The sequence below is a fragment of the Gemmatimonadetes bacterium SCN 70-22 genome, from assembly GCA_001724275.1.
GTDB lineage: Bacteria > Gemmatimonadota > Gemmatimonadetes > Gemmatimonadales > Gemmatimonadaceae > SCN-70-22.
In genome coordinates, this window is record MEDZ01000002.1 from 23,296 (window position 1) to 48,665 (window position 25,370).

Below are 25,370 nucleotides of genomic sequence, written 5' to 3' on the forward strand. Positions count from 1 at the left end.
GCTCCCCCCCCTCCCGCCGCTGACATGTCACCCCTTCGCAAGATCCTCCTGACGGCGCTCACCATGGCGGCATTCGCGGGGAACTCCCTGCTGTGCCGCGCGGCGCTGAAGGGGACGGCAATCGATGCGTCGACCTTCACCACGGTCCGCCTGGTCTCAGGCGCCGTCTCACTCTGGGTGCTGGTCCGGATGACGCGCGGGGGGCGTTCCGGCGCCGGCAATTGGCGATCGGCGATGGCCCTTTTCGCCTACGCGATCGCCTTCTCGCTCGCCTATGTGCACCTCACGACGGCAACGGGGGCGCTGCTGCTCTTCGCGGCGGTGCAGGCGACGATGATCAGCTATGGCCTGTGGAGCGGTGAGCGCATGTGGTGGCTGCAGGTCGTTGGACTCGCCCTGGCCTTCGGGGGGCTGGTGGGATTGCTCCTGCCGGGGCTCTCCGCCCCGCCGCTCCTCGATGCCCTCCTCATGCTGGGGGCGGGAGTGGCGTGGGGCGTCTACTCGCTGCGCGGGCGCGGGGCGGGCGATCCGGCCAGGGTGACGGCGGGGAACTTCGTCCGCGCGGCGCTCGCCGCCGCGGCCATGAGCGCCGTGCTGCTGGCGCAGGAGCGCGCCTCCGTGGATGCGGCCGGGCTGGCGTACGCCATCGTGTCCGGGGCGCTCGCGTCGGCGATGGGATACATCATCTGGTACAGCGTCCTCCCGCACCTGCGGGCCACGACGGCCGCCACCGTGCAGCTCAGCGTCCCCGTCATCGCGGCGATGGGGGGCGTCGTCCTGCTCGGCGAGTCCATCACCCTGCGCCTGATGGTGGCCTCGGTCGCCATCCTTGGCGGGATCGCGCTGGTGGTGCTGGAGAAGCGCGCGACGCCGCCGGAGCGCATCGCGGCGGCGTCCGCAAGCGATTCCTGATGCAGCCGCAAGCACACAGGCTCCTTGGCCACCTCATGGGGATCGACCTGCCCCTCGTCGCGAAGTCGCGCGCCGGCATCGCGCTCGTCATCGTCCTCGCCGGATGCGCCTCGGGCGGAGGTCGGCCGGCGAGCTGGCCCAGCCGGGAGAAGTGGGGCCACGCCGTAGTGGGAGCGGTGCAATCGCCGGGGACCTGGGCGCCAGCGCTGGGCGCGGCGCTGGCCGTGCCGTGGGACCGCCGGATCTCCCGCTGGGCGGCGCGGGAGACGCCGGTCTTCGGCTCGCGCCCGCGCGCGCTCGATGCCAGCGACCACCTGCGCACGGCGAGCCACATCGGGATGGCCGCCACGGCGCTCCTGCTGCCGCGGAAGGACGAGCGATGGGGCGACCGGCTGCAACGGCTGTTATGGGAAGAGGGCGGGGCGATTGCCGCGACCGGCGTCACCAGCGGACTCAAACGACTGGCGCGCCGCGAGCGCCCGGATGCATCGGACGACTTGAGCTTCCCCTCGGGACACGCGACGCGGGCCTTCGCCTACCAGGCCATGTCGCTGGACAACCTCCGCTCGTCGGCCCTTCGCGCGCCGGCGCGCCCGGCATCGGCGATCGCCCTGGGGGCGCTGGCCGCCGGGACGGCGTGGGCGCGCGTGGAAGGGGGCGTGCACTACCCTTCGGACGTGCTGGCGGGTGCCGCCATCGGCAACTTCGTCGCGAGCGTGATCTACGACGCGTTTCGCGGCGCCGAATCGTCCCCTCCGGTGAGGTTCGAGTCTCCCCGCGGCATGCGCGGGGTCACCTTCACGATTCGCTTTTGACGCACCGCGTGCCCGGGGCCAACTTCCGCGCCACTGCCGCCCGGCCATCGCATCCCACCCTTCACACGCGCCTGCAGATGCAACGAATCGTCCCCTTCCCCGCCGCTGGCCTCGCCTCGGCGCTCGCCCTCGCCGCGGCGCTCGCGGCAGCCTCGCCGCTCGCCGCCCAACCCGCACCCCACAAGCGCATCCAGGCGGTGATGAACCGTCCGGAGTTCGCGCACGCGCACTGGGGGATGGAGTTCTACGACATCGCCAGCGGCAAGGTCCTCATGTCGCACAACGGCGATCGCCTCTTCGTCCCCGGCTCCACCACCAAGGTGGTGACGATGGCGACGGCGCTGCAGGCGCTCGGCCCCGACCACCGCTTCCGCACCCGCGTCTATCGCACGGGGCCCATCCGCGATGGCGTGGTGCAGGGCGACATCGTCCTGGTGGCCAGCGGCGACCCGAACATCTCCGGGCGCGTGCGCGACGGGGCCTACGCCTTCATCGACCAGGACCACTCGTACGGCGGGCAGCCGCTGCCGAGCGACCCGCTCACGACGCTGCGCGAGATGGCGCAGCAGGTGGCGGCCAAGGGGATCAAGGGGCTCACGGGGCAGGTCATCGTCGACGCCTCGCTCTACCGCGAAGGGGCGCGCGAGCTGGGGACGCGCATCGTCCTCTCGCCGATGATCGTCAACGACAACGTCATCGACATCGTCGTCACCCCTGGGCGGCGCGCGGGCGAACCGGCGTCGGTGACGGTGTCGCCCAAGACGTCGCTCCTCACGGTGCAGGCGTCGATCACCACCGCCGACTCAGGCGCCACGGCACAGCTCCGCACGGTGGAGGACAGCACCAGCAAGGACCGCCGCTTCCTGGTGCTCACCGGGAGCGTCCCGGTGGGCGCGCCGAGCAACCGGCGGTGGGCGGTCCCGCAGCCGTCGCGTTTCGGCGAGATCACCTTTGCCGAAGTGCTGACCGATGCGGGGGTCGCGGCCATCCCCCGCCTCGCCTCGCGCGTGGTCGACCCGGCGGCGCTCGCCGCTCGTTATGCAGACTCGCTGTTGGTGGCCGAGCATGTGTCGCTCGACCTCACGAAGGAGGCGGTCGTCCTGCTCAAGACGTCGCAGAACCTGCACGCCAGCAACTTCCCGCTCCTGCTGGGGGCGTTGAAGGGGGGGAACGGACGCACCGGCTTCGACATCGCGCGCGACTGGCTCACGCAGGAAGGGCTCGACCTCGACGGCGCGGTGCAGGGAGACGGCGCCGGGGGCGACGCCTACTTCGCCCCACGCTTCATGACGCGGCTCCTGGCCAGGATCTGGGCGAAGCCGTGGGCCCGGGAGTTCAAGGCGGCGCTCCCCACCCTGGGGAAGGACGGGACGCTCGCCGAGATCCAGGTCGGCGCGCCGGCCGCCGGCAAGGTCTTCGCCAAGACGGGGACGTACGGCTCCTACGACCCGCTCAACCGCCGGCAGCTGATCCACGGCAAGGGGCTGGCCGGCTTCTTCACGTCGAAGAGCGGACGCGAGGTCGCCTTCGCCATCTACGTCAACAACGTCGCGGTCGCGTCGGGCGACCCGGCCCAGGTGGCGGGACAGGCGCTGGGCGAGGTCGCGGCGATCGCGTGGGAGACGGTGAAGTAGTCGGTGCGGCGCGGGTGGGGGCGCGTCAGTCCTGCAGCGCCCACGCCCTCGCCTCCAGCTCCGCGAGCTGCAACTGCACGCGATTCAACATCGCCTTCATGATCGCGAACTGCTCGCGGTGGGTCCTGGTCGGCGGGTGCAGCGACCCCTGCAGCGCCCCCTGCCCGTTGAACTCGCCGGCCAGCCCATAGACGCGGCCGCGCAGCGCCCCGGGCCCCGCGCGCACGGTGCGCTCGAGCGCGCCCAGTCGGGCCAGCGCGCTGTCGGCGGCGAGTCGGGCCTCGCTCCCGTCGGCAGCGGCGCCGCGGCGCTCGGCGAGCTGCTTGCGCAGCGCCGTCATCCGCTCGCCCACCTCGGCGACCCCCTTCTGCGCGGCTCCCACCTCGAGGAGGAACTGTTCGCGCACGCGCTGCTGCGCCACGCTCACCGGGAGGAGCGGATCGGGGCGCACGACCACGCGCTGCGACATGCGCTCGCCGTCGGCGTCGATGGTGACGACGTACGTCCCGGGCGAGACGAATGCCCCGCGGTCGCCGATGTCGCGCGGCGGGCGCGGGAGCGCGGTGTCGCTCCCCCCCTCCTCGTCCCCCCGCTGGCCGGACGGCGGCGGCGGGGCGTGCCGCAGGTCCCAGTTGATGCGATGGATTGCGCCTGACGACGTCGGCCCCGCGAGCGTCCGCACCAGGCGCCCCCCCGTCGTCGTGATGGTGACCTTGACCGTGCTGGCCGGCCGGGAGAGATGGTACGAGATCAGCGCCCCGTCCTTGGGATTCTCGCCGGCAAACGCTCCCTGCGCCCGGTACGAGAAATCCTCCCAGTACTGGAACAGCGTCGCCGCGCGCACCGGGAAGAGGTGCACGCGCCTGGCGGCCACCGCCGGCGACCAGTCGGCGATGGGCGTCGCGTCGTCGAGGATCCAGATCGAGCGCCCGTGCGTCGCGACGATGATGTCCTTCGTCTTGGGGTGCACGAGGATGTCGTCGTAGCGCGTGGTGGGGAGCGAGGCGACGCGCGTCCAGGTGCGGGCGGTGTCGACGGAGAGGTAGAGGCCGAACTCCATCCCGGCGAAGACGACCCCCGGCTTGCCGTCGTACTCGTGCACGGTGCGCACCGGCATGTCGCCGGGGAGGTTGTTCGCCACGCGCGTCCAGGTGGCGCCGAAGTCGCGCGTGCGGAAGAGGTACGGGGCGTAGTCGCCGTTGCGGTGCCCGTCGAACGAGACGTAGGCGGCACCGCGCCCCGACGACGAGGCGTGCACGCGGCTCACGAACGTCCCCGCGGGGACGCCGGAAATCCGCGCCGTCACGTCGGTCCAGGTGAGGCCACCGTCGCGCGTCACCTGCACCACCCCATCGTCGGTCCCGATCCAGAGCACCTTGCCGTCGAGCGGCGACTCCGAGATGGTCGACAGCTCCGAAAAGGAGCTCTCACCGTCGTACCGCGAGAGGGTGATGTTGCGTCCCGGCACCCCCATGATGGAAAGCGTGTCCCGGTTCACCTGGCGGGTGAGGTCCTTGGTGCGCGTCCACGAGTTGCCGTAGTCGCGCGTGATGAAGAGGCGGTTGCCGCCCACGTAGACCGTCCCCGGGGTGTGCCGCGAGACGATGATCGGGGCAGTCCAGTCGAAGCGGTAGGCGCTGTCGCCCTCGGTGGGAGGGAAGGGCTTGAGGCCGAGCCGGTCGCCGGTCTCGATGTCGAATCGCTGGATGCCGAGGTTCTGGGAGGCGGTGTAGACCCACCGCTCGTTGAACGGGTCGGGGCGCTGGTACATCCCGTCGCCGAAGCCGATCTGCCGCCAGTCCTCGTTGACGATGCCTAACCAGTGACGCGTCGCACTGGGCCCCATCCACGAGTGGTTGTCCTGCATCCCGCCGTAGATCCAGTACGGGTCGCGGTCGTCGGCGGCCACCGAGTAGAACTGCCCGATGGGGAGGTTGTTGAGGCGCACCCACGTCTCCCCCAGGTCCCAGGTCTCGTGCAGCCCGCCGTCGCCGCCGAGGAAGGCGTGACGCGAGTCCTTCGGGTTGATCCAGAACGAGTGGTGGTCCCCCTTCAACCCGACGTCGTACGTGGGGCCGGTGGGGAGGGTGCGGAAGGTGCGCCCGCCGTCCTCGCTGCGGTACACCGTGACCCCGGGAATCCAGACGCGATCGGCGTTGGTGGGGTCGATGACCGGCTTGGAGTAGTACATGGGGCGCGGGTTGAGCGCATTCACCTTGACCCACGTGTCGCCGCCATCCTCGGATCGGTAGGTCCCCCCCTCGGTGCGGTGCTCGATGGTGGCGATGAGGATGCGCGGGTTGCTGCGCGCGATGGCGAGACCGATGCGCCCCTTGTCGCCCGCCGGGATCCCGGCGGCGATCGCCTGCCACGTCACGCCGCCATCGACCGACTTCCAGATCCCGCTCCCCGCGCCGCCGCCGTTGAACCCCCAGGGGGTGCGCAGGCGCTGGTAGGTCGCCGCGACCACGACGTCGGGGTTGGTGGGATCGACGACGATGTCGGTCGCCCCGGTGAGCGAGTCGACGAACAGCGTCCGGCTCCACGTGCGCCCGCCATCGGTGGTGCGGTACACGCCGCGGTCGGCGTTAGGCGCCCACAGGTCACCGGCCGCCGCCACCCAGACGATGTCGGGATTGGTGGGGTGGATCGCGACCCGCGCGATGTGGCGCGTGGCGGCGAGGCCGAGGTGCGTCCAGGTGGCCCCCGCGTCCGTCGACTTGTAGACGCCGTTCCCCCACGAGCTGCTCTGCCGGTTGTTCTGCTCCCCCGTCCCCACGTAGAGGATGCGCGCGTCGCCCTCGAAGATGGCGACGTCACCGAAGGTCGCGACCTTCTGGTTCTCGAAGATCGGGGTCCACGTGGTCCCCTTGTTGGTCGTCTTCCAGAGCCCCCCCGAGGCGGTGGCCACGTAGAGCGTGAACGGGTCGTTCGCGACCCCCTCGACGTCGTGGATGCGCCCGCCCAGCGCGGCGGGGCCGATGGACCGGAAACGCAGCGAGTCGAAGGGCGATTGCGCGCCGAGGAGCGCGGGAAGCGCCAGGGCGAGCGCCCCGAGGACGGCACGAGGGCGGGCGGCGAACGACGAGTGCGGCATGGCAACGCGGGTGAAGGGGGCGCGCGAATCTACCGTTCGCGCGCGATGCGATCCAGGAACGCCGCCCGCTCGGCGGCCGGCATGCCGTAGGTGTGCTCGGCCGCGGGATAGTGGCCGGCGCGGACCTCGGCGGCGAAGCGGGCGATGCCGGCGGCCGCGTCGTCGAGGAGCGATGCATAGCGCCTAACGAAGCGCGCCGGCCGGCCATCGCCGAAGCCCAGCAGGTCGTGCCAGACGAGCACCTGCCCGTCGCACGCGGCGCCGGCGCCGATGCCGATGACGGGGACCGCCACCCGCGCCGTGACCGCGGCCGCCACCTCGCTCGGCACCGCCTCGAGGACGAGCAGGGAGATCCCCGCCTGTACCAGCGCGCGCGCATCGGCCACCAGCGCCAGCGCCTCGTCGGCGTTCCGCGCCCGCGCCACGTATCCGCCGGTCGCCGACGCCGACTGCGGGAGGAGCCCCAGGTGGCCGACGACCGGGATGCCATCGGCGACGATCGCCCGCACGCGGTCGCACATCGCCCCTCCCCCTTCCAGCTTCACCGCGTCCGCCCCAGCTGCAACGAGGCGCCGGGCGGCCGAGACGGCGTCGGCGTCGGCCGCCTCGTAGCTCCCGGCCGTGAGGTCCGACACGATGGCGGTCGTCGGCGCACCACGCGCCACCGCCGCGGTGAACAGCTCGGCCGCCTCGAGCGGATAGTGCGTCGTCTCGGCCAGGCCGAGGACGACCATCGCCGCGGAGTCGCCGACGAGGATCACGTCCGCTCCCCCGCTTTCGGCGGCGCGCGCGGTGGGATAGTCGTAGGCCGTCACCATCACTATCGGCGGCCTCCCCGTGCGCCTCGTGAGGTCGGCGTAGGCGTCGCGGCTCACGGGACGAGGAGCCGGTTGTCGATGAGCCGCGTGCTCCCCACGTACGCCGCCACGAAGGCGCGCGTCCCCTGCTCCATTCGCTGTGCCGCCTCCAGCGTGGCCGAGTCGCGGAGCTCGCCGTATTGCACCCGCAGCCCCGGCTCCGCGCCGAGGGCGGCGTGCAGCGTTTCGTGCACCGCCTCCACCGTGCCCCCGGCACGCGCCAGGGCGGCGGCACGTTCCAGGGCGCGCGGGATCGCCAGCGCCACCTCGCGCTCGGCGGGCGACAGGTAGCGGTTGCGGCTCGACAGCGCCAGCCCGTCGGGGTCGCGCACCGTGGGGACGACCACCAGCCGCGTGGCCAGGAGGAAGTCGGCGATCATCCGGCCGACCACCACCGTCTGCTGGAAGTCCTTCTCGCCCAGGTACAGCGTGTCCGCCCCGGTGGCGACCAGGAGCTTGGCCACCACGGTCGCCACGCCGTCGAAGTGCCCCGGGCGATACACGCCGCACAGCACCCCGCCGATGGCGCCGGTGCGCACCCGCGTGGATTCGCCGGCGGGGTACAGCTCGTCGTCGCGCGCGAACCAGGCCAGGTCGGCGCCGGCCGCCTCGGCGACGGCGAGGTCGCCCTCGGGAGTGCGCGGGTAGCGGGCAAAGTCCTCGTTAGGCCCGAACTGCGTGGGGTTCACGTAGACGCTCACGACCACCACCCCGCCGTCCGCGCGTGCCCGGCGGACCAGCGTGGCATGCCCATCGTGGAGCGCCCCCATCGTGGGGACGAAGCGCACCGGCGCCCCGCCGGCGCGCGCCGCCGCCAGCGCCGCGCGCAGGTCGGCAAGGGACTCGATGCGCTTCATGGAGTCGGCGGTTCGGCCAGGGACCGGTCCACCGCACGCGCGAGCGTGTCGTCGAGCCCGCGCCGGCGGGCGATGGCCAGCGCGGCGCGCGCGGTGGCGTCGTAGACCGGAAGCCGCACCGGGAGGTGCGAGGCCAGCGCCGCGCGATGGGCGCGGACCGTCCCGGCATCGCCGCGCGCGACGGGGCCGGTGAGGGCATCGGTTGCCCCGAGCGCTTGCACCTGGCCGACGGCGGTCGACGCGAGCTCCGTGAGCGCCGCGCGCGCTTCGGGCTCGCGCATCCCCGCCGCCGTGGCGCAGGCGATGGCGGCGTCGAGCACGGCCACGGCACCGTTGGCGGCCAGCGTTGCAGCCGCGTGATACAGCGGCTTTACCGCCTCATCCAGCGCGAACGGGTGCCCCCCGAGTGCACGTGCCAGCGCGAAGGCGAGCGCGCGCGCACGCTCGTCACGCGCCGTCACCGCCAGCGGCACTCCCGCCAGCGCATGGCCGCGATCCGCCAGGGTGAACGAGTGGAGCGGATGTACGCTCGCGAGCGCGGCGTCGCGGTGCATATCGAGGAGGTCGAGGCCCGCGCACCCGCTCGTGTGCACCACGAAGCGCACGGAGGATGGCAGCGACGAGGCCGCCTGGGCGATGGCGTCGTCGGGAACGCACAGGACCGCGGTCGCGGCGCCGCGGGCATCGTCGAGTGCCGGTATCCCCCGCTCTACGCAACGCGACCGCCCCGCCTCGCTGCGCGTGACGACGCCGACGAGATCGAGTCCGGCGTCGCGTATGGCCTCGGCCATCACGAGCCCGAGCCTTCCGGCGCCGACCACGACCAGGGGGAGGGGAAGACCGACGGTCATGGCCGCAAGATACATCCATGCCGTCGGCGGGCGTACGCAGCGAGGACCGCGGCGGACGAGTGCGCGACCCGCCGTCTGCCCTATTCGCCCCGAATCGCGAGCACCGGGTTGATGCGTGTCACGCGCCGGGCCGGGAGCCACGCCGCCAGCAGGGCGACGAGCAGCAGGATCACGGGCGCCACCATGAAGGCCACCGGATCCGCCGCGTCGACGCCATAGAGGACGCCGCTCAACACCTTGGCGGCGCCGGCGGCCAGCACGAGCCCGATGACGCCACCCAGCATCACGAGGCGCATCCCGCCCCCCATCATCAGGCGCACGACCTGCGTTGCGTCGGCCCCCATCGCCATGCGAATCCCCACTTCACGCGACCGCGTGGAGACGGCGTAGCTCACCACGCCGAAGAGCCCGATGGAAGCGAGGAGGAGGGCGACGACGCCGAACGCGGAGATGACCCACGCGCCGAGCCGGTGTGGGAGGAGGGAGACGGCGAGGTGGCGCTCCATGGTCTTGGCGTCGATGACGACGACGTCGGGGTCGTGTCGCCGCGCAGCCTCGAGCATCTGCGGGATGAGCGCCTCGGCGCTCCCTTTCGTGCGCACAACGAGGGTCATCCCCGACGACGGCATCTGGGCGAAGGGGCGATACAGGTACGGGAGCGGCTCCTCGCCCAGGACCTTGATCTTGGCGTCGGCGGCGACGCCGACGATCGTCACCTCCTGTCCGCGCACGCGGATGGTGTTGCCGACGGCCCCCTGCCCCGGCCAGAACCGGCGCGCGAAGGCCGCGCTGACGATGGCGACGGGTTGGCCGTCGGGGGTGTCCTGGGAGGTGAACGGGCGGCCGTCCACGAGCTGCAACGCCGCGGCGTCGAAGTATCCGTCGGACGCGCGCGCCCAGTCGATGGAGTGCGCGTCGCGCTCGGGGGGCGGGGCGACGCCCGGCACCACGACGTCGATGGTCTGGTTGTCGAGGGCGTTGAGCGGGATGTCGTCGATGAGCCCGACCGACTCGACCCCCGGGAGCGCCTCCACGTCGGCGCGCAGCTGCGTGTAGAAGTTCCTGGCCTGTTCCGGGGTGCGGGAGGTGGTGGATTCTTGCAGCTGCAGGAGCGCGGCCGGCGCGGAACCGAAGCCGGGGTCGATGTCCAGGCGCGCGCGGAAACTGCGCAGGAAGAGCGCGGAACCGACCAGGAGGACGAGCGAGACCGCGACCTGCACGACCACGAGCCCGCTGCGAAGTGACACGTTCCCGCTCCGCCGAGCGCCGACGCTCTCGTCCTTGATGGTCCCGGCAATGTCCGGCCTCGTGGCCTGGAGCGCGGGAGCCAGGCCGAAGGCCAGGCCGGCGACAGCGGTGACGACGACGGTGAACGCCAGGACCGCCGGATCGAGGGAGAGGTCGAGGGAGATGGGGACGGGGAGCGGGAGGTCGGCGCGGACGAGGGCGCGCAGCAATACGACACCGAGTGCGAGCCCGGCACCGCCGCCCAGCACCGCCAGCACGATCGACTCGGTCAGGAACTGTCGCATCAACCGGCCACGCCCGGCGCCGATCGCCATCCGCACCGCGACCTCGCGCCGGCGGTCGGCCGCCTGCGCCAGGAGGAACGACGCCAGGTTCGCGCAGGCGATGACGAGCACCAGCGCGACGACGACCATCAGGAGGGCGGCGGCCGAGACGATGACGCGATCGAAAGTCGGGTTCACGATCACCTTCGAGGAGGCGACCATGGGGAAGGTGTTGTCGCTCTTCCACTGTTTCGGGTGCCGCGCCCGCAGTGTCGCCGCCAGCCGCTCGAGGACGGCCGCGGCTTGCGGCATCGCCACCCCGGGCCCGAGGCGGGCGATGGCGAAGACGCTCTCGTTGCCGCGCGCCTCGAGCTCGTCGGTGTTCGACGGCTGCAACTGCGCCACCATCATGCGCGAGGCGTAGAACGCCGGCGCGATGACCCGCAGCCCTCCCCGGTACGATGGCGGGGCGATCCCCACGATGGTGTACGGCTGGGCGTTGAGGCGAATCGTCCGTCCCACGGCCGCGGGATCGCCTGCATAACGACGTTGCCAGTACTCGTGCGACAGCATCACCACCGGATGGGCCCCCGGCGCCACGTCGTCCGACGGGAGGAGCGTGCGCCCGTGGGCGGCGCGAATGCCGAGGAGGGAGAAGTAGTTCCCCGTCACCAGCTCGCCCGGGACCGACTCGAAGCGCCCGTCGAGGTCGACCTGCGCCAGCGTGAGGCGGAACCCCGCCACCCCGGCAAAGGCGTCCCCCGTCTCGCGCTCCAGGTCGCGCAGGTCGGGAAACGACATCGTCCCGTAGCCGAAATCGCCTCCGGACTTGTAGAGGTCCACCAGCTCGCCGGGGCGCTCGAGTGGCGCCTGGCGCAGGGCGATGGCGTTGACCAGCGAGAAGATGGCGGTGTTGGCGCCGATCCCGATGCCGATCGACAGGACGGCGACGAGGGTGAAGCCGGGGCGCTTGAGGAGGCGCCGGAAGGCGAGTCGAAGGTCCTGGGCGACCTCGTGCATGGCGGCGGCGGGTGAGGGGGCCAGCGCGCGGGAGCGACGTGGCCTGAACGCCGCTCCGCCGAATGCGAGATCGTACGCGACGAACCGGGACGAGGTTTCGGCGCGCCGGCCGAGGCGCCCGGACCACGTCGCGTGGCCCAGCGGGCTATCGCATCATCCGGTCAAAGCTCGGCAGCGCACCATGCCGTCAGTCACGCTCCCCGGGCGTCGCGGCGGTGTCGGACCGCACCGTGATCGAGATGATCCGGCTCAGCTCCGGATACTCCTTGTCGAGGAAGCGGTTCGACTCGCCATGGAAGCGGCGCGGATTTCCCAGCGGGGCCGGAGACGCGGGGAGCTCGCCGTATCCCGTGTACAGCCGGTCGGCCACGTCCATCCCCTCGATCACGCGCCCCACCGGGGCGAAGCCTAACGAGTCGAGGGAGCCGTTGTCGTTGAGGTTGATGAAGAGGGTGGTGGTGCGATCGCGGGGGGTGAACTGCGCATAGGTCACCGTCCCGCGCACGTTGCTGCCGCGCACCGAATCGGGCGGAAGCTTCCGGTTCCGCCACACGCTCCCCACCGCCGGGCTGGCCGGATGGCCGAACTGCGCGATGTAGAACATGATGACGCGGTAGAAACGCGAGTCGTCGAAGAACCCCGCGCGCGCCAGGTTGTAGAAGCGGTCGACCCCGTGCGGTGCCCACTCGCGAATCAGCTCGATGGCGATGGCCCCCTCGGAGGTCTTCATGTCGAGCACCACGGTGTCCGGTGCCCTGGTGCGCCAGAAGGGGCGCGTGGGGTCCATGAGGAGCGCACGCCGCTGGGCGGGCGTCAGCGACGCGGCGCGATCGGCCTGCGCGGCCGCGGTCACGACCGGAAGGGAGAGCGCGGCGCACACCGCCAGCGCATACACGATCCTGAAAGACGACATGCCCCGATCTAGCGCGTGCGCATGATGCGCCGCAAGGTTATGGCGCGCATGACCCTAGACTGGCTCCACGTCATCGCCCTCCTCGGCGCGATTCAGGGCGTCTTCCTGGCGGGCGTCCTCACCTTGAGGCGGCGCAACCGCACCGCCAATCGCATCCTGGCCGCGCTCGTCCTCGCCTTCTCGCTTCACCTGGCGTCGGCGGTGTACCATGGCGCCGGATTCGTCGAGGCCCTGCCGCACTTCTTCGGCGTAGGGTACCCGATGCCGTTCCTCTACGGACCGCTCGTCTACCTGTACGCCCTGACGGTCGCCGACAGGTCCCGCCGCTTCACCGTGCGCGACGCGCTCCACCTGCTCCCCTTCCTGGCCGTCGTCGTCGCCGGGCTCCCCATCTATATGATGAGCGGGGCGGAGAAGGTCGCGTTCTTCCAGCAGCTCCAGAGCGGGGATCGCCCGCTGCTCGTCACGGTGTCGGACCCGCTGAAGCTGGTCTCCGGCGTCACCTACGCGGCGCTCACCATCCACTTTCTCGCGCGCCACCGCGAGCAGGTGAAGGAGAGCTACTCGTCCACGGAGCGGGTCGACCTGCACTGGCTCCTGTGGCTGGGTGCCGCAGCCGCAACCATCTGGCTGCTGGCCGTGGTGTTGGAGGTGCTGGGGTTGGCCGGGGGACACCGCCTGGCCAGGAGCGACGACGTCGTCTCGCTGGCGATCGCCGTGCTCGTGTACGCCATCGGCTACATGGGACTCAGGCAGCCGGAGATCTTCCGGTACCAGACGGCGGAGTTCCCGATCGCGCGGCCGGGACAAATCGCCGCTCCGGACATCGATGTCGCGCATCTCCCCGAACGGGAGAGCCATCCCCAGGCCGAGCCGCGAGACGCCTCTGCCACGGCGCCCCTCGAATCGGAACCCGAGCCCGAAGCGACGGCGCCTCGCTACGAGCGTTCCGGCCTGTCGGATCGCGAGGCCAGTCGCCTCAGCGAGGCGTTGACCCTGGTGATGGAACGCGACAGCCCGTGGCAGGACAGCGAGCTCACCCTCGCCGACCTCGCCGACCGCCTTTCCACCACCCCGCACAAGCTCTCGGAGGTCCTCAACGCCCAGCTCGGCCAGTCCTTCTACGACTTCGTGAACGGGTATCGGGTACGCGAGGTCCAGCGCCGCATTGCGGCCGGCGAGGCGCAGCGGCTCAAGATGCTGGCGCTTGCCCTGGACGCCGGGTTCGCCTCCAAGTCGACCTTCAACCAGGTCTTCAAGAAGCACACGAACCAGACCCCGTCGGAGTATCGACAGGCCGTCGGCATGTAGCACGCCGGGGCAGATTCTCCTCCTTCGTCCAGGCGCTTCACCCCCGTTCAGGTCCGATCATACCGGACTGGGCGTCCGATCCGACCGGCTCGGTCGAGAAGGCCCGGCGCGCTCCCCATCCTCTCCGCACGAGCACGGCCGAAGTCCCGGCCGTGAGTGCCAATACAGGACACGGGAGCGAACGATGAAGAACCTACGCTGGCTGCCCCTCACCCTGGCGGGGTTGGGCCTGGCAGCATGTGACGTCATGGAGCCGAGGGAGCCGGGTAACCTGGTGCCGCGGACGGTGGCCGAGGATGCCACACTCCCCGCCATCGACATGAACGGGTCGCGTTTCCACCTGCAGACCTTCGGCGACCCGACGAAGCCGGTCATCGTGTTCCTGCACGGGGGGCCAGGGAGCGACTACCGGGGGATGCTCAGGCTGGCCGAGCGGCGTGATGGCTACAGCCTGGCCGACGAGTACTTCCTCGTCTTCTGGGACCAGCGGGGGGCCGGACTCTCCAAGCGGCACGCCAAGGAGCTCCTGACGCTGGACGTCTACCTGGACGACCTCGACGCGCTGGTGAACCGCTTCTCCCCGGGACGACCGGTCTACCTGGTCGGCGCCTCGTGGGGGGGGATGTACGCCACCCAGTACATCAATTCGTACCCAGCCCGGGTGAAGGGGGCGGTCCTGATCGAGCCGGGCCCGCTCGACGGCGTCACCATGGAGCGCCTCGAGGACGAGGTGGTCGAGTTCTCGCTCGGTGCCGAGTGGCTCAACGACATGGTGTGGAGCAGCCAGTTCATCTCCCCCGACGGACACGCGCGCATGGACTTCGAGATGACACTCGGCGCCAAGCAGTCGCAGCCGCGCTTCCACTTGAGCACCGTGGACCCCGAGCCCGTCTGGCGATTGGGCGCCGCGGCCAACCGCTACGTCAGGGAAGACGGGCAGGACGCCAGCGGCCGGTTCACCTACGACTTCACGACCCACCTGGCGTCGTTCGCCACGCCGGTGCTGTTCATCGCCGGATCGCTGAGCGAGGTCCTCGGCGAGTCGTTGCAGCGGGAGCAGGTGCACCACTTCCCGTCGGCCACGTTGAAGGTCGTGGCGGGGGCCGGGCACGACGTCCAGTGGGTCAGGAGCGCAGAGGTCGTGCGCCTCATCAGGACATATCTCGACAGCCGCAAGTGAGGAACGCCATGCGATACATGACGAGCATCATCGTGGGCGCCGCGCTGTCGGCGCTCGTTGCAGCCGAGGCGGCGGCGCAGTGGAACGTCGCCCGGTTCGAGGGGAACCGGAACCGCCTCTACACCACGTTCGGGATGGACCCGGCGATGATCACGGCGGTGGGATACGGGCGCGTCGTCGCGATCGGCGGCCACCGCGTCCAGCTGGGAGGTGACGCCGGCGTGGGGGCGGCGCACATGGATGCGCACGACTTTCGCGCGCGGCTGGGGGCCCAGGCCTCGTTGCTGCACTGGCGGTCGGCGCACCTCACCGGGAGCATGACGTTCATCGCACGCGGGACGGAGAACGCGATCTACCGCGGCTTCAACTGGGGGGCCGACGTCACCGGCACGTTAGGCGTGTATCGCCCCCGGTGGTTCGCCGCCGCCGAGGCGGGGCTGGACAAGGCGGTCATCACGCATGTGTCGCACACCCGGTGGTACAGGGACAACTTCTATCCCGACGCCAGGGACGGTTGGTACCTGGATGCGGGGGGAACCTTCCGGAACGGCGTGACGGCCGGGGTGGCACTGGGACGGATGGAGCTCGTCGGTCGCTTCGGGTCGCAACGGACCGAGCGGTACGAGCCGCTGCCATCGCCCCTCTACGGCAGCATCGGGGTGGGGCTGAGCTACTGATTGACGGGCGGCGCCACGGCTGGATGTCCGGTCCGCTGGCGGCGCATCCTCCCGGTGGCTACGATGGCCAGTCCATCGAAAGGCTCGGGAGGATGCCTCACCAGGGCAGCGCAGGCGGCGCCGTCACCATCGTCAACGTCGGCTACCGTTCCACCAACTTCTGGGTGGTGAGCGCCGGCCGGTCGCGCATCCTGGTGGACCTGGGGTGGCCCGGGATGGTCGGCGAGCTGCTCCACGCCCTGCAGCGCGCCGACATCCCGCTCGCGGAGATCTGCGCCGGCTTCGCCACGCACTACCACATGGATCACGCGGGTGCGGCGCAGGACCTCAAGGCGCGCGGGATGCCGCTCTGGGTCTTCGAGGAGCAGGTGGCGGCCATCCCGCTGATGCGGCGGCACGTCAAGCCGCGCGATCACTACACGGAGATCGTCGCCGACGGTAACGTCGTGCTCAGCTGCGGCGAGTCGCGGGGGCGCCTCGCCGTGCTCGGAATTTCCGGCCAGGTGGTGCACACGCCCGGGCACTCGGACGACAGCGTCTCCCTCGTGCTCGACTCGGGTGAGTGCTTCACCGGCGACCTGACGCTGGAGGCGATGGTGGGGGACGAAGACCCGGCGGTCGTCGCCGAGAGCTGGGCGCGGTTGCGCGCGCTCGGGGCGACGACGGTGTACCCGGGGCACGGGCGGCGGTACGCGATGGTCCCAGCCGCCGATGACACGAGCCCTCGCCGTACGCGGTGACGCGCTGCAGCCACGCGCACGCCAGCTACACACTGGCGTTCGCGCGCGCTCCCCTGCACTATCGATGGCATGCTGCGTCTCCCGCTCAATCTCTACGCACTCGCCCTTCTCCCGGTCCTCGCGTGGCATCAGGCCACGGCCCAGGATTCCACGTACGTGCGGGGGCGCGCGGTCGGCGACTCCGTGGCCTCGGCCACGTCCCAGGTGGGGTGGTTCGCCCGGGGGCTCGTGGCAGGCACCATCGCCGGACCATTCGGCGGATGGTGGGCCGTCAGCCGCGCAGGACGTCCGGCCTCGCGCGAGGTCCCCCTTCGCACCACAACGACCGAGGGCGACCCGGAGTTCACCCGAGGCTATGCCGACGGTTATCGCAGTGGCGAGCGCTCCAGGCGACGCGAGTACGCCTTCGCCGGGAGCATGGTCGGGACCGCAGCCCTTGCCGTGATCATCGTCCAGGCGACGCATGCGCGCGACAAGGTCGGCGGGAACGGCCCACCGGGCGACGGTGGCCCGAACCTGGTGCGGATCCCGTTGCTGCGCTGGGTCATCCCGTAGGAGCCGTCACAGTCATGCATGCACGCATGCATGCATGGACGCATGCATGGACACCGGCATGCAGCCGCCGGGAGTTTGCGGGATGACGAGGTACGGATGCGAAGCGGGGCCCGGCAATGCCGGGCCCCGTCGCGTATGCGCTGTGCCGATCCCGGCTCAGCACGATCCATTGAGATAGCAGTTCGAGAGCCGCTCCACGTCGGCGATGGGGAGGAGGATGCCCGGGGTACGCACGGCATCCGAGGCGCTCTGCCACTGCGGCGACGCGACGCCGAAGCGGTACATGTCGAGCAGCCTGCGCCCCTGGAGCAGCAGGTTCGCGCGCCGCTCGTGCAGCAGCAGGTCGCGCGGCGTGACGGTCGTGTGCACCGCCGGGTTGTACGCCGGGAGGTTGTCGAGCGCCCGCACCGCATTCATCTCGGACGCGGCGGTCGCCACGTCGCCGCCGGCCAGCGCGGCCTCCGCGATGATCAGGTGCAACTCGCGCGCCGACACGACGGTGAGCGGGCCGTACTGGCGACTGACCTTGAACTCGTTGATGATCCCGCTGATGGCAGGATCCACCTGCCCGGTGATGGGATCGACGAGTCGCACGCTCGCCACCTGCTTGTCCGTGGCATCGGGGATGACGTAGGCATCGCCGATCCGGAACTCACGGCGTTCGTTGACCCATGCGCCGAGGGTGCTGGTGACGGTGGTGGCGGAGAACTTGAAGCGGTACTTGTAGTCGGGCTCGGGGTTCAGGGCGAAGAACTGCCGGGCGTCGGCGACGGCCGCCGCATCGTTCACCAGGCCGTTGGTCGGCGTCTTCCGGGGCGCGAGCAGGGAGCGCACCGCCTTGCCGTGGCGCGCCCTGGCTCGGAGCGCCATGGCGGCCGCCTCGATGGACGTGCTCTTCCTGGCGCGTGCGATCGTGATGGCGTTGTCGAGATACCCGATCGCCGTGTCGTACATCTTCACCATCCCGGCGGAGCCGAGCGCAGGGGCCGCCGTCCGCCGGTCGGAGAGGGTGAAATCTTCCCACATGTCGGCAATCGACGTGTAGGCAATGGCCGCGTAGACGTACGACCGTGCCAGGTCGTCGCGATTGGCCAGCTGCCCCGCCTTGTCGAAGGCCTCCAGGCGCGCGATGGCTTCGTCGGCCATCCACCGTCCCTGCGCCATGGTTGGATAGCCACCCATCATGAACTCGTTGCGCCCGTTGGTCGCCCCGCCGAACATGAGCTCACGTCCCGAGTCGTAGCTCCCGACCCACTTCAGCTCGTCGGAGATCGCCGTCTGCGGGAGCAGCGATGCCGAGAATCCGTTGGCGACGGTGGCGAGGGCGCCGTTGGCGATCGCGGCGGCCGCGCTGGCGTTGGCCAGGTCGGCTTCCTTGAGCTGGTTGGGGTTCTCGACCTCGAACAGGCTGTTACACGCCCCCAGCACCGACGTGAGGGCCAGGAGCAGGGCACCCGAACGGATGGACCGTCCGGCGCATCGCGCCGCAGCGTATGAAGGATTGGTCATTGGGTCGCCTCCGTCAGAAGCCCACGCGGGCGGAGAGGCTGAAGCGTCGCGGCATCGGAAGTCCCCACGCGTTGATTCCTTCCTGGAAGTTGTTCACGAGTTCGCTGCTCGAGGCACCGCGACCGAGCGCGTTCATTTCGGGATCGGCTCCCGGATAGCGCGTCAGGATGCCGAGGTTGCGGCCGGCGAAGGTGATGGCGAGGGTTCGACCACCGATGCTCCGCGCCAGCTGGCGCGGTGCGTCCCAGGTGAGGCTCAGCTCGCGCCACCGGATGAAGTCGGCCTCGTGGATCTCGTTCAATCCGTCGAGCGGGGTGAGTCCCTTCATCTGGGTCGCCCAGACGCGCGCCGCCTCGAGCCGCTGCTCCGCGGAGCTCGACGGGTTGAGGAGCGTCGCCTCGATTTCCGCCGCCTGCAGCGTGTTGCGCCCGATGAGTCCATGGTTGCGGCGGAAGGCTCCCGTCAGGTCATGCACCCAGTAGTTCCCGGTCCGGAACTCCAGCATCGTCTCCACGCGGAAGTCGCGCAGGAAGGTGAAGCGCCCGCCGAACGAGCCGGACCAATCGGGGAATGGCTTGCCGATGTAACTCGTGTTGTCGGCCTGGCCGCACTTGGCTACCAGGACGTTGATCGCATCGGGGCTGCGCGGCTGCGAGAAGTAGGTGAGCAGCGCATCGCGCGAGGAAGGCGTGCAGCCGGCGCCCACGCTGATCGGGTATTCCACCGGCATGCTGGTGGGGGCGAAGAACGCGCCCGGCGCGTATCCCTCGCGAATCCAGTTCACGTAGCGCGCGTACGACCCGCTGATCTTGATGGCCGGCGCCCCGCCCAGGTCGGTGACCTCCTGATGCAGGTAGGCGGCATTGGCGAACAGGTCGAGCGACATGCGGCTCCGCTTCATGACGTCGGCCTTGATGCCGAGCTCGAGGCCGTGCGCCTTCATCTGGCCGATGTTGTCGAGCTGCGGGTTGCTGAAGCCCCCCGACGGCGGGAACTGGCGCGCGACCAGCGCATCCTTGACCGTGCGATTCCAGTACGTCACCTCGAGGGCGAGGCGATCGCGCAGCGTCCCCACCTCGAATCCGCCTTCCCACTCGGTCGAGGCCTCGGGCTTCAGGTTCGGGTTGCCGAGGTTGCCCGGGCGGAGTCCGGCACCGGCCTCGGAGGCCTGCGGGACGAAGGTCGTGTACTTGTCGAAGGCGCCCGGCTGCAACCCCGACTTTCCGATCGCCGCGCGCAGTCGCAGGGTGGAGATGCCCGGCATCGACCACCCGGCAATGTCCGTCGGCACCACCGAGAGGCTGACCTTGGGATAGAACGCCCCGCCCGCGCTCTCGCCGAAGGCGCTGTGCTTGTCGTAGCGCGCCCCCACGGTGAGGAAGGCGAAGTCCTTCCACCCGAACTGTTCCTGCGCGAAGACGCCGGCGCTGACCTGCTGGAGGAACTGCTCCCACGTGGTCTGGATGGCACCGGCACCGGTGACCTCGATCCCGGGGCCGGGGAACTCGTTCCCCGTGCCATAGCTGGAATTGAGTTGCGAGGAGAAGAGCTGCGCCCCCACGACCATCGCCGAGGTGAGGTTCGAGGAGAGCTTGGTGTCCCAGGTCCCCTTCCCCTCGAAGCTCAAGTCGCGGTTGTGGCGGTTGCTCGCGGTGCGTAGCCCCTTCACGTCGGCGTTGGCATAGCCATCGACGTTCCAGCCGAAGGGGAGCATGCGCGTCCCCATCTGGTCGACGATGTCGATCCCGACGGTGGCATCGAGCGCGATGGAGGCAAGCGGCCGGTAGTTCGCGTTGAACGAGCCGCCGAAGCGCCTCACGTCACCGTAGTTGCGGCGCTGCATCGCCTCGCGCACGGTGGTGAAGGCACCGGCCCCGGTCGGATTCTTGGCGTTGGCGAGCTCCGGCTTGCTGAGGAGGAGCATCGCGAGCGTCCCGTAGATGTTGTTGTTGTTGTCGGGCGTCTCGGTGTGCGACTCGACGTAGCTCGAGTTGAGCCGCATGAGCACCTTCTCGGCCGGGAACATCGTCAGCGATGCGTTGGCCTGCTTGCGCTGCGCCATGTCCGACGCGGGACCCCACTGGCGGCCGCCGAAGGGCCCGTTCTCCGTCTCGTATCGTCCCCCCACGAAGTAGTTCACCTGCTGCGCGCCGCCGGCCACGGAGGCCGAGTACGTCTGGAAGTTCCCCGTCTCGTACATCATCGACTCGAGGTCGACGGAGAACGGCTTGAACGGGGAGATCGGCTGCTTCCAGTAGGCGGAGAGGGCGTCGGCCTGCGCCTGGGTGCGGGCGAAGCCCGCGTGCGACTCGTACACATGCGGGTAGCTCGTGGCGCCCCCCTCGATGTGCAGGTCGTACCGCGGCGCCCCCACGCTCCCCCGCTTGGTGAAGATCTGGATGACGCCGCTCGACGCCTCGGTGCCATAGAGCGTCGCGGCGGCGGCCCCCTTCAGCACCTCGATGCGCTCGATCGACTCCGGGTTGATGTCGTCGAGGCGCGACGGGCTTCCGCCGTTCTGCCCGACCCCCGGGCCCATTCCGCCCGAGTTGTCCATCCGCACGCCGTCGACGTAGATGATCGGTTCGTTGGACTGCGAGAGGCTGGCGCCGCCGCGAATGCGGATCTTGGCCCCTTCCCCCACCAGTCCGCCCCCCGGCATCGCCATCACGCCGGGCTCGCGTCCCTGCAGCACCTCGGACACCGTCTTCACCGGCGCCGATTCGAGCTGGTTGGCCCCGATGGTGGCCACCGTGTTGCCGAGCTTGCGCTTCTCGGTCTGCGCGCCGGCGCCGCTGACCACCACCACATCCAGCTGCAAGGCGGTGGCCTCGAGCGCGACGTCGACGCGGGCCGTGTCGCCCGCCTGTACGGCGACCTGCCGCGTCACCGAGCGATAGCCCAGCCCCCGCACCTGCACCGAGGCGGGGCCCGCCGGCACGCCGAGCAGGCGAAACTGCCCCATCTCGTTCGTCTGCGTGCCGCGCCCCGTCCCCACGAGGATGATGGAGATGGCATTGAGCGGGCGCTTGGTGTTCGCCTCGGTGATCGTGCCGACCACCGTGCCCGTGGCCTGGGCCAGTGCGCCGGACGCCGTCAGCGTCAGGCACGCGGTCCCGCCGACGGCGCGGAGCAAGTTGGACAACCATCGCGTCATTACGGAGTACTCCTCTCGACAAGAACGGTCACACATGCGGCTAACGAGGGTTCGCATCGCCACCTTGCGAATGGAACACACGGTTGTCAAGTCATTTGTATTCGCTAACGCATACATAAGGAGATCGCACGCATCGCACGCATCGCACGCATCGCGGACGGCATCGCGGACGGCATCGCGGACGGCGTCGCGGACGGCGTCGCGGACGCCGATGGTCCCCGCGCGTCGTGCGCATGCGTCGTGATGGGAGGCGGCACGACGGCGATTGGACGTTCCCAATCTCGACGAACATCACCTCGCCCGGCGCGCACCCTGGATGAGCGGTCCGACCGGTACGCCTGTCGCGCCAGGCACGCCAGGCACGCGACCGATGCTAGCCGCGAACGGGGAGGTCGATGCACCGCACGGCGTGCCCCGTCAGCCGCAGGAACGCCTCGACCGCGCTGCGCGACAGCTCCAGCGTCGCCGTGTTCACCAACGGGTGACAACGCCACGCCCCGGCCTCCCACACCTCCCGGTCCACCACGAGCGCCACGTCGTGCGCCGGATCGTTCACGAGGGCAAGGAGCGTCACGGATCCCGGCGTGACGCCGAGGAAGCGTTGCAGCCGCTCCGCCGAGCCCAGGCTGAGGTGGTCGGCGCCGATGAGCGGAGCCAACGCCTTGAGGTCCACCGCCTTCGCGCAGCTCGTGACCAGGAGCCAGTGCCGCCGCCCCTTGCCGTCACGCAGGAAGAGGTTCTTGGTCTGCACCCCGCCCACCGTGCGCGGGACCAGGCGATCGGTCTCCTCGCACGTGTGAACCGCCGGGTGGTCGGCGCGCACGAAGGCGATGCCGCGCCCCTCGAGGAGCCGGCAGAGGGATGCGTCGGTGTGGGGGGTGTCCGTCGGCATCCCGCAAGCTATGGCGGCGACGGCGCCCGGCGGGAGGATCGCGTCGATCGACCGCGATGGTGGAATCGCCGCACCGGTGGCACGCAGGGATCGGGGCGCCTATCATCACCGCATGCGCTCCTCCCGCCTCCGCGACGCCGTGACGGCGCGGCCGTAACCATGCATCGGCGCCCCGCATGTCCACCCACGTCGTCCTCGTCCACCCCGAGATCCACTGGAACACGGGCAACGCCGGCCGCACCTGTCTCGCGGCCGGCGCCACGTTGCACCTGATAGCGCCGCTCGGCTTCTCGCTCGACGAGCGCGAGGTCAGGCGCGCAGGGCTCGACTATTGGGAGCACGTCGACCTGCGCGTGTGGCCCGGCTGGGAAGCCTTCGAGCGCGAGCTCCCGCGCCTCGGCGAGCCCTGGTTCTTCTCCACCAGGGCGACGCGCCTGTTCTGGGACGCCCCCATGGGCGAGGCGCGAGACGTCGTCCTGGTCTTCGGCCGCGAGACGGGCGGGCTCCCCGACGCGCTGCACCAACGCTATCGCGACCGGTTCGTCACCATGCCGATCGCCTCGCCGCGTGTCCGCTCGCTCAACCTGTCGACCAGCGTCGCCGTGGCGCTGTACGAGGTGATGCGGCAGCGGCGCGACGCGACGGCGTCCGCGCAAGCGACCCGGAGCGCCGGTCCATCGTGAGCGCGGGCCCCGAGGGCGGCGATCGCGCTACTCCGCCTTCTGCCTGATCTCCCGCACCCCGAGGCGGAGCTGTCGCCGCAAGAGCGCGCGCAGCGTGGCACCATCGGCATAGCCCACCCGGGCGGCCACCTCGTCCACGCTCGCGTCGCCGGTCCGCAGCAGGTGCACCGCGCGCTCCACGCGGAGCGCCTGGAAGTAGGCGAGCGGGGTCTTGCCCAGCACGCGCTGCATGTGGCGCGCGAGCGTGCGCTTGCTCGCGCCCACCGCCCGCGCCGCGTCGTCGAGCGAGAACCCCTTCGCCAGCCGCGAGCGCCCCCACGCCTCGAAGCGTTGCACGACCGGGTCGTCGTGCGCCAGGTGATCGGCGAGGGCATAGGCCGTTTGCGACGCCCTCGTGTCGATGATGAGGTACCGCGCGGTGAGCGCCGCCAGCTGCGGGCTCGCGCCGCGCACCAGGGCGAGCGCGAGGTCCACGTGACTCAGCGCGGCGCCGGCGGTCACGAATCGCCCAGACGTCACGAGCATCCGCGACTCATCGAGGAGGACGTCCGGATAGCGCCGGCGGAAGAGCGGCGCCAGCCACCACGTCGTCGTCGCCCGCTCCCCATCCAGCAACCCCGACTCGGCCATGACAAACGTCCCGATGCAGGCGGCCGTCATCCGGCTCCCGCGGCGCGCCCACTGGCGCAGCGCCCCCGCCGCATCCGCGATGTCGCCGCGCCCCAGCGCCACCTCCAGCGGCTCGGGCATCTTGTAGCCGATGGCCGGGACCACCACGCAGTCCGGCCGCCGCCGGCCGATCGCCTCCACGGGGACACGCAGCCCGTGCGACGTCCGCACCGACCGGCGCACGCCGACCGTGGTGACCTCGAACGGTGCGACCGACAGCCCCGCGAGCTGGATGAGCTCGTTCGCGGTCTGGAAGACGTCGAGCACCCCGGACAACCCGAGGTCGAACACGTCATCGAGGGCGAGGACGCTCACGCGCATGGCACCAAGCTGGCGCGCGCCGGGGCCCGCGTCCATGCCCGGCCGGGCATCGCCCAGGATCGCCGTGGCAAGAATGCACCGAACATTGGCGTTCTTGCCCGTGGCACACCTCGGCATCCCTCCGTAAGCTGGCCCCCAGTCCACGCCATCCCCACCGGAGACGACGTCATGCCCGCCCCCACCCGCTCCCCCCGGTCCGACATCCTGCAGTGCATCGGGAACACCTCCCTCGTCGCCCTGCGCCACATCGTCCCGGCCAGTGGCGCGCGCATCCTCCTCAAGCTGGAGAGCGAGAATCCGACCGGGAGCATGAAGGACCGCATGGCGCTCGCCATGGTCGAGGCGGCCGAGCGGGATGGACGGCTCGCCAGGGACGGCTTCGTGGTCGAGTACACGGGAGGGAGCACGGGAGTGTCGCTCTCGCTCGTCTGCGCCGCCAAGGGATACCCGCTCCACATCGTCTCGTCCGATGCCTTCGCACAGGAGAAGCTCGATTACATGCGGATCCTCGGCGCCACGCTGCACGTCGTTCCCAGCGACAGCGGACGGATGACCGAGAAGCTCACCCGGGACATGATCGAGGGCGCGCGGGTCATCGCCGAGCGGCCGGGGAGCTTCTGGACCGACCAGCTCAACAACGCCGACCAGCTGGCGGCCTACCACAGGATGGCCGACGAGTTCTGGAACCAGACGGACGGGAAGGTCGATGCCTTCGTGCAGAGCGTCGGGACGGCGGCATCGCTCCGCGGCACGGCGGAGGGGCTGCGCCACCACGATCCCCGGATCCGCATCGTCGCCGTCGAGCCGGCGGAATCCCCGGTCCTCTCCGGAGGGAAGACCGGCGCCCACAAGATCGACGGCGTCGGCGCTGGCTTCGTCGTGCCGCTGTGGCGGCGCGAGATCGTCGACCAGATCGAGCTCGTCTCCACCGAGGAGGCCGTCACGATGGCGATGCGCCTGGCGAGGGAGGAGGGGCTCTTCGCCGGGACCTCGACCGGTGCCAACGTGATTGCCGCCCTGCGCGTCGCCGAGCAGCTCGGGGCGGGGGCGACGGTGGTGTCGGTCATGTGCGACACCGGGATGAAGTACCTGAAGGGGTACGGGGCGCGACTGGGGAACTCCTAGCGCTCCTCTCGCGGGGAGGCGCTCCTCACGCGCGGCGCCGTCAGCGCCCTGACGATGGCGAGGGACGGTTTCCCCGATGGCCGG

At 70.7% G+C, this 25,370-nt stretch carries 20 protein-coding genes; 10 read left to right on the forward strand and 10 right to left on the reverse strand.

What is annotated here, in order from left to right; all coding sequences use genetic code 11:
* Positions 1 to 24: 24 nt before the first annotated feature.
* Genes ABS52_00220 through ABS52_00230 form a run of 3 tightly spaced genes read left to right on the forward strand, consistent with a single transcriptional unit; the run spans position 25 to position 3,361 of the window.
* Positions 25 to 912 (forward strand): hypothetical protein, encoded by an 888-nt coding sequence (locus ABS52_00220; protein ODT05171.1) that lies wholly within the window; start codon positions 25 to 27, stop codon positions 910 to 912.
* Positions 912 to 1,727, forward strand: a complete 816-nt coding sequence (locus ABS52_00225) for a hypothetical protein (GenBank protein ODT05172.1) — start codon at positions 912 to 914, stop codon at positions 1,725 to 1,727. Before ABS52_00220 ends, ABS52_00225 begins: the two co-directional genes overlap by 1 nt.
* Positions 1,728 to 1,735: 8 nt before the next feature.
* On the forward strand, positions 1,736 to 3,361 hold the full coding sequence (locus tag ABS52_00230; GenBank protein ID ODT05173.1) for a D-alanyl-D-alanine carboxypeptidase/D-alanyl-D-alanine-endopeptidase: 1,626 nt from the start codon (positions 1,736 to 1,738) through the stop codon (positions 3,359 to 3,361).
* Positions 3,362 to 3,386: 25 nt separating this feature from the next.
* Here ABS52_00230 and ABS52_00235 read toward each other — a convergent pair whose 3' ends face one another.
* The 6 genes from ABS52_00235 to ABS52_00260 form a co-directional block, all read right to left on the reverse strand.
* Positions 3,387 to 6,458 (reverse strand): hypothetical protein, encoded by a 3,072-nt coding sequence (locus ABS52_00235; protein ID ODT05174.1) that lies wholly within the window; start codon positions 6,456 to 6,458, stop codon positions 3,387 to 3,389.
* Positions 6,459 to 6,487: 29 nt separating this feature from the next.
* Entirely contained in the window at positions 6,488 to 7,333 is an 846-nt protein-coding gene (locus ABS52_00240) for a 3-methyl-2-oxobutanoate hydroxymethyltransferase (GenBank protein ID ODT05175.1), read from the reverse strand.
* Positions 7,330 to 8,172, reverse strand: coding sequence for a pantoate--beta-alanine ligase (locus ABS52_00245; protein ODT05176.1), 843 nt, complete (start codon positions 8,170 to 8,172; stop codon positions 7,330 to 7,332). Before ABS52_00245 ends, ABS52_00240 begins: the two co-directional genes overlap by 4 nt.
* Positions 8,169 to 9,038: a hypothetical protein gene (locus ABS52_00250; GenBank protein ODT05177.1), complete on the reverse strand. Its 870-nt coding sequence runs from the start codon at positions 9,036 to 9,038 to the stop codon at positions 8,169 to 8,171. Before ABS52_00250 ends, ABS52_00245 begins: the two co-directional genes overlap by 4 nt.
* Before the next feature lie 65 nt (positions 9,039 to 9,103).
* Entirely contained in the window at positions 9,104 to 11,554 is a 2,451-nt protein-coding gene (locus ABS52_00255; protein ODT05178.1) for a hypothetical protein, read from the reverse strand.
* Positions 11,555 to 11,741: 187 nt separating this feature from the next.
* Complete coding sequence (locus tag ABS52_00260) at positions 11,742 to 12,341, reverse strand: hypothetical protein (GenBank protein ODT05391.1); 600 nt, start codon at positions 12,339 to 12,341, stop codon at positions 11,742 to 11,744.
* 147 nt (positions 12,342 to 12,488) lie between these two features.
* On the opposite strand from ABS52_00260, the gene ABS52_00265 reads away from it, so the two are divergent.
* The 5 genes from ABS52_00265 to ABS52_00285 all read left to right on the forward strand — a co-directional run bounded on the left by ABS52_00265 (position 12,489) and on the right by ABS52_00285 (position 16,930).
* Entirely contained in the window at positions 12,489 to 13,778 is a 1,290-nt protein-coding gene (locus ABS52_00265) for a hypothetical protein (GenBank protein ID ODT05179.1), read from the forward strand.
* A gap of 274 nt (positions 13,779 to 14,052) precedes the next feature.
* Positions 14,053 to 14,958 (forward strand): hypothetical protein, encoded by a 906-nt coding sequence (locus ABS52_00270; GenBank protein ID ODT05180.1) that lies wholly within the window; start codon positions 14,053 to 14,055, stop codon positions 14,956 to 14,958.
* 8 nt (positions 14,959 to 14,966) lie between these two features.
* Positions 14,967 to 15,635: a hypothetical protein gene (locus ABS52_00275; GenBank protein ODT05181.1), complete on the forward strand. Its 669-nt coding sequence runs from the start codon at positions 14,967 to 14,969 to the stop codon at positions 15,633 to 15,635.
* Between the two features lie 92 nt (positions 15,636 to 15,727).
* Positions 15,728 to 16,375, forward strand: coding sequence for a hypothetical protein (locus ABS52_00280; protein ODT05182.1), 648 nt, complete (start codon positions 15,728 to 15,730; stop codon positions 16,373 to 16,375).
* A gap of 69 nt (positions 16,376 to 16,444) precedes the next feature.
* Positions 16,445 to 16,930 (forward strand): hypothetical protein, encoded by a 486-nt coding sequence (locus ABS52_00285; protein ODT05183.1) that lies wholly within the window; start codon positions 16,445 to 16,447, stop codon positions 16,928 to 16,930.
* 156 nt (positions 16,931 to 17,086) lie between these two features.
* Here the strand turns inward: ABS52_00285 and ABS52_00290 are convergent, their stop codons facing one another.
* From ABS52_00290 to ABS52_00300, 3 genes are all read right to left on the reverse strand, one after another.
* Complete coding sequence (locus tag ABS52_00290) at positions 17,087 to 18,439, reverse strand: hypothetical protein (protein ID ODT05184.1); 1,353 nt, start codon at positions 18,437 to 18,439, stop codon at positions 17,087 to 17,089.
* A gap of 13 nt (positions 18,440 to 18,452) precedes the next feature.
* The gene (locus tag ABS52_00295) at positions 18,453 to 21,596 is read right to left on the reverse strand and encodes a hypothetical protein (protein ODT05185.1); all 3,144 of its coding nucleotides are present in this window, start codon (positions 21,594 to 21,596) and stop codon (positions 18,453 to 18,455) included.
* A 373-nt stretch (positions 21,597 to 21,969) separates the two neighbouring features.
* Entirely contained in the window at positions 21,970 to 22,488 is a 519-nt protein-coding gene (locus ABS52_00300; protein ODT05186.1) for a hypothetical protein, read from the reverse strand.
* A gap of 176 nt (positions 22,489 to 22,664) precedes the next feature.
* Here ABS52_00300 and ABS52_00305 point away from each other — a divergent pair, with 176 nt between their 5' ends.
* Positions 22,665 to 23,171: a hypothetical protein gene (locus ABS52_00305; protein ID ODT05187.1), complete on the forward strand. Its 507-nt coding sequence runs from the start codon at positions 22,665 to 22,667 to the stop codon at positions 23,169 to 23,171.
* A 27-nt stretch (positions 23,172 to 23,198) separates the two neighbouring features.
* Here ABS52_00305 and ABS52_00310 read toward each other — a convergent pair whose 3' ends face one another.
* Positions 23,199 to 24,161 (reverse strand): AraC family transcriptional regulator, encoded by a 963-nt coding sequence (locus ABS52_00310; protein ID ODT05392.1) that lies wholly within the window; start codon positions 24,159 to 24,161, stop codon positions 23,199 to 23,201.
* A 168-nt stretch (positions 24,162 to 24,329) separates the two neighbouring features.
* On the opposite strand from ABS52_00310, the gene ABS52_00315 reads away from it, so the two are divergent.
* On the forward strand, positions 24,330 to 25,286 hold the full coding sequence (locus tag ABS52_00315; protein ODT05188.1) for a cysteine synthase: 957 nt from the start codon (positions 24,330 to 24,332) through the stop codon (positions 25,284 to 25,286).
* The last annotated feature ends 84 nt before the right edge of the window (positions 25,287 to 25,370 follow it).

Excerpts from the sequence above, each read along its gene's own strand:
- ABS52_00220 (ODT05171.1), top strand. The coding sequence starts at position 25 with ATGTCACCCCTTCGCAAGATCCTCCTGACGGCGCTCACCATGGCGGCA.
- ABS52_00225 (ODT05172.1), top strand. The coding sequence starts at position 912 with ATGCAGCCGCAAGCACACAGGCTCCTTGGCCACCTCATGGGGATCGAC.
- ABS52_00235 (ODT05174.1), bottom strand. The coding sequence starts at position 6,458 with ATGCCGCACTCGTCGTTCGCCGCCCGCCCTCGTGCCGTCCTCGGGGCG.
- ABS52_00245 (ODT05176.1), bottom strand. The coding sequence starts at position 8,172 with ATGAAGCGCATCGAGTCCCTTGCCGACCTGCGCGCGGCGCTGGCGGCG.
- ABS52_00250 (ODT05177.1), bottom strand. The coding sequence starts at position 9,038 with ATGTATCTTGCGGCCATGACCGTCGGTCTTCCCCTCCCCCTGGTCGTG.
- ABS52_00255 (ODT05178.1), bottom strand. The coding sequence starts at position 11,554 with ATGCACGAGGTCGCCCAGGACCTTCGACTCGCCTTCCGGCGCCTCCTC.
- ABS52_00260 (ODT05391.1), bottom strand. The coding sequence starts at position 12,341 with ATGGACCCCACGCGCCCCTTCTGGCGCACCAGGGCACCGGACACCGTG.
- ABS52_00265 (ODT05179.1), top strand. The coding sequence starts at position 12,489 with ATGATGCGCCGCAAGGTTATGGCGCGCATGACCCTAGACTGGCTCCAC.
- ABS52_00275 (ODT05181.1), top strand. The coding sequence starts at position 14,967 with ATGCGATACATGACGAGCATCATCGTGGGCGCCGCGCTGTCGGCGCTC.
- ABS52_00280 (ODT05182.1), top strand. The coding sequence starts at position 15,728 with ATGCCTCACCAGGGCAGCGCAGGCGGCGCCGTCACCATCGTCAACGTC.
- ABS52_00285 (ODT05183.1), top strand. The coding sequence starts at position 16,445 with ATGCTGCGTCTCCCGCTCAATCTCTACGCACTCGCCCTTCTCCCGGTC.
- ABS52_00290 (ODT05184.1), bottom strand. The coding sequence starts at position 18,439 with ATGACCAATCCTTCATACGCTGCGGCGCGATGCGCCGGACGGTCCATC.
- ABS52_00295 (ODT05185.1), bottom strand. The coding sequence starts at position 21,596 with ATGACGCGATGGTTGTCCAACTTGCTCCGCGCCGTCGGCGGGACCGCG.
- ABS52_00300 (ODT05186.1), bottom strand. The coding sequence starts at position 22,488 with ATGCCGACGGACACCCCCCACACCGACGCATCCCTCTGCCGGCTCCTC.
- ABS52_00305 (ODT05187.1), top strand. The coding sequence starts at position 22,665 with ATGTCCACCCACGTCGTCCTCGTCCACCCCGAGATCCACTGGAACACG.
- ABS52_00310 (ODT05392.1), bottom strand. The coding sequence starts at position 24,161 with ATGCGCGTGAGCGTCCTCGCCCTCGATGACGTGTTCGACCTCGGGTTG.
- ABS52_00315 (ODT05188.1), top strand. The coding sequence starts at position 24,330 with ATGCCCGCCCCCACCCGCTCCCCCCGGTCCGACATCCTGCAGTGCATC.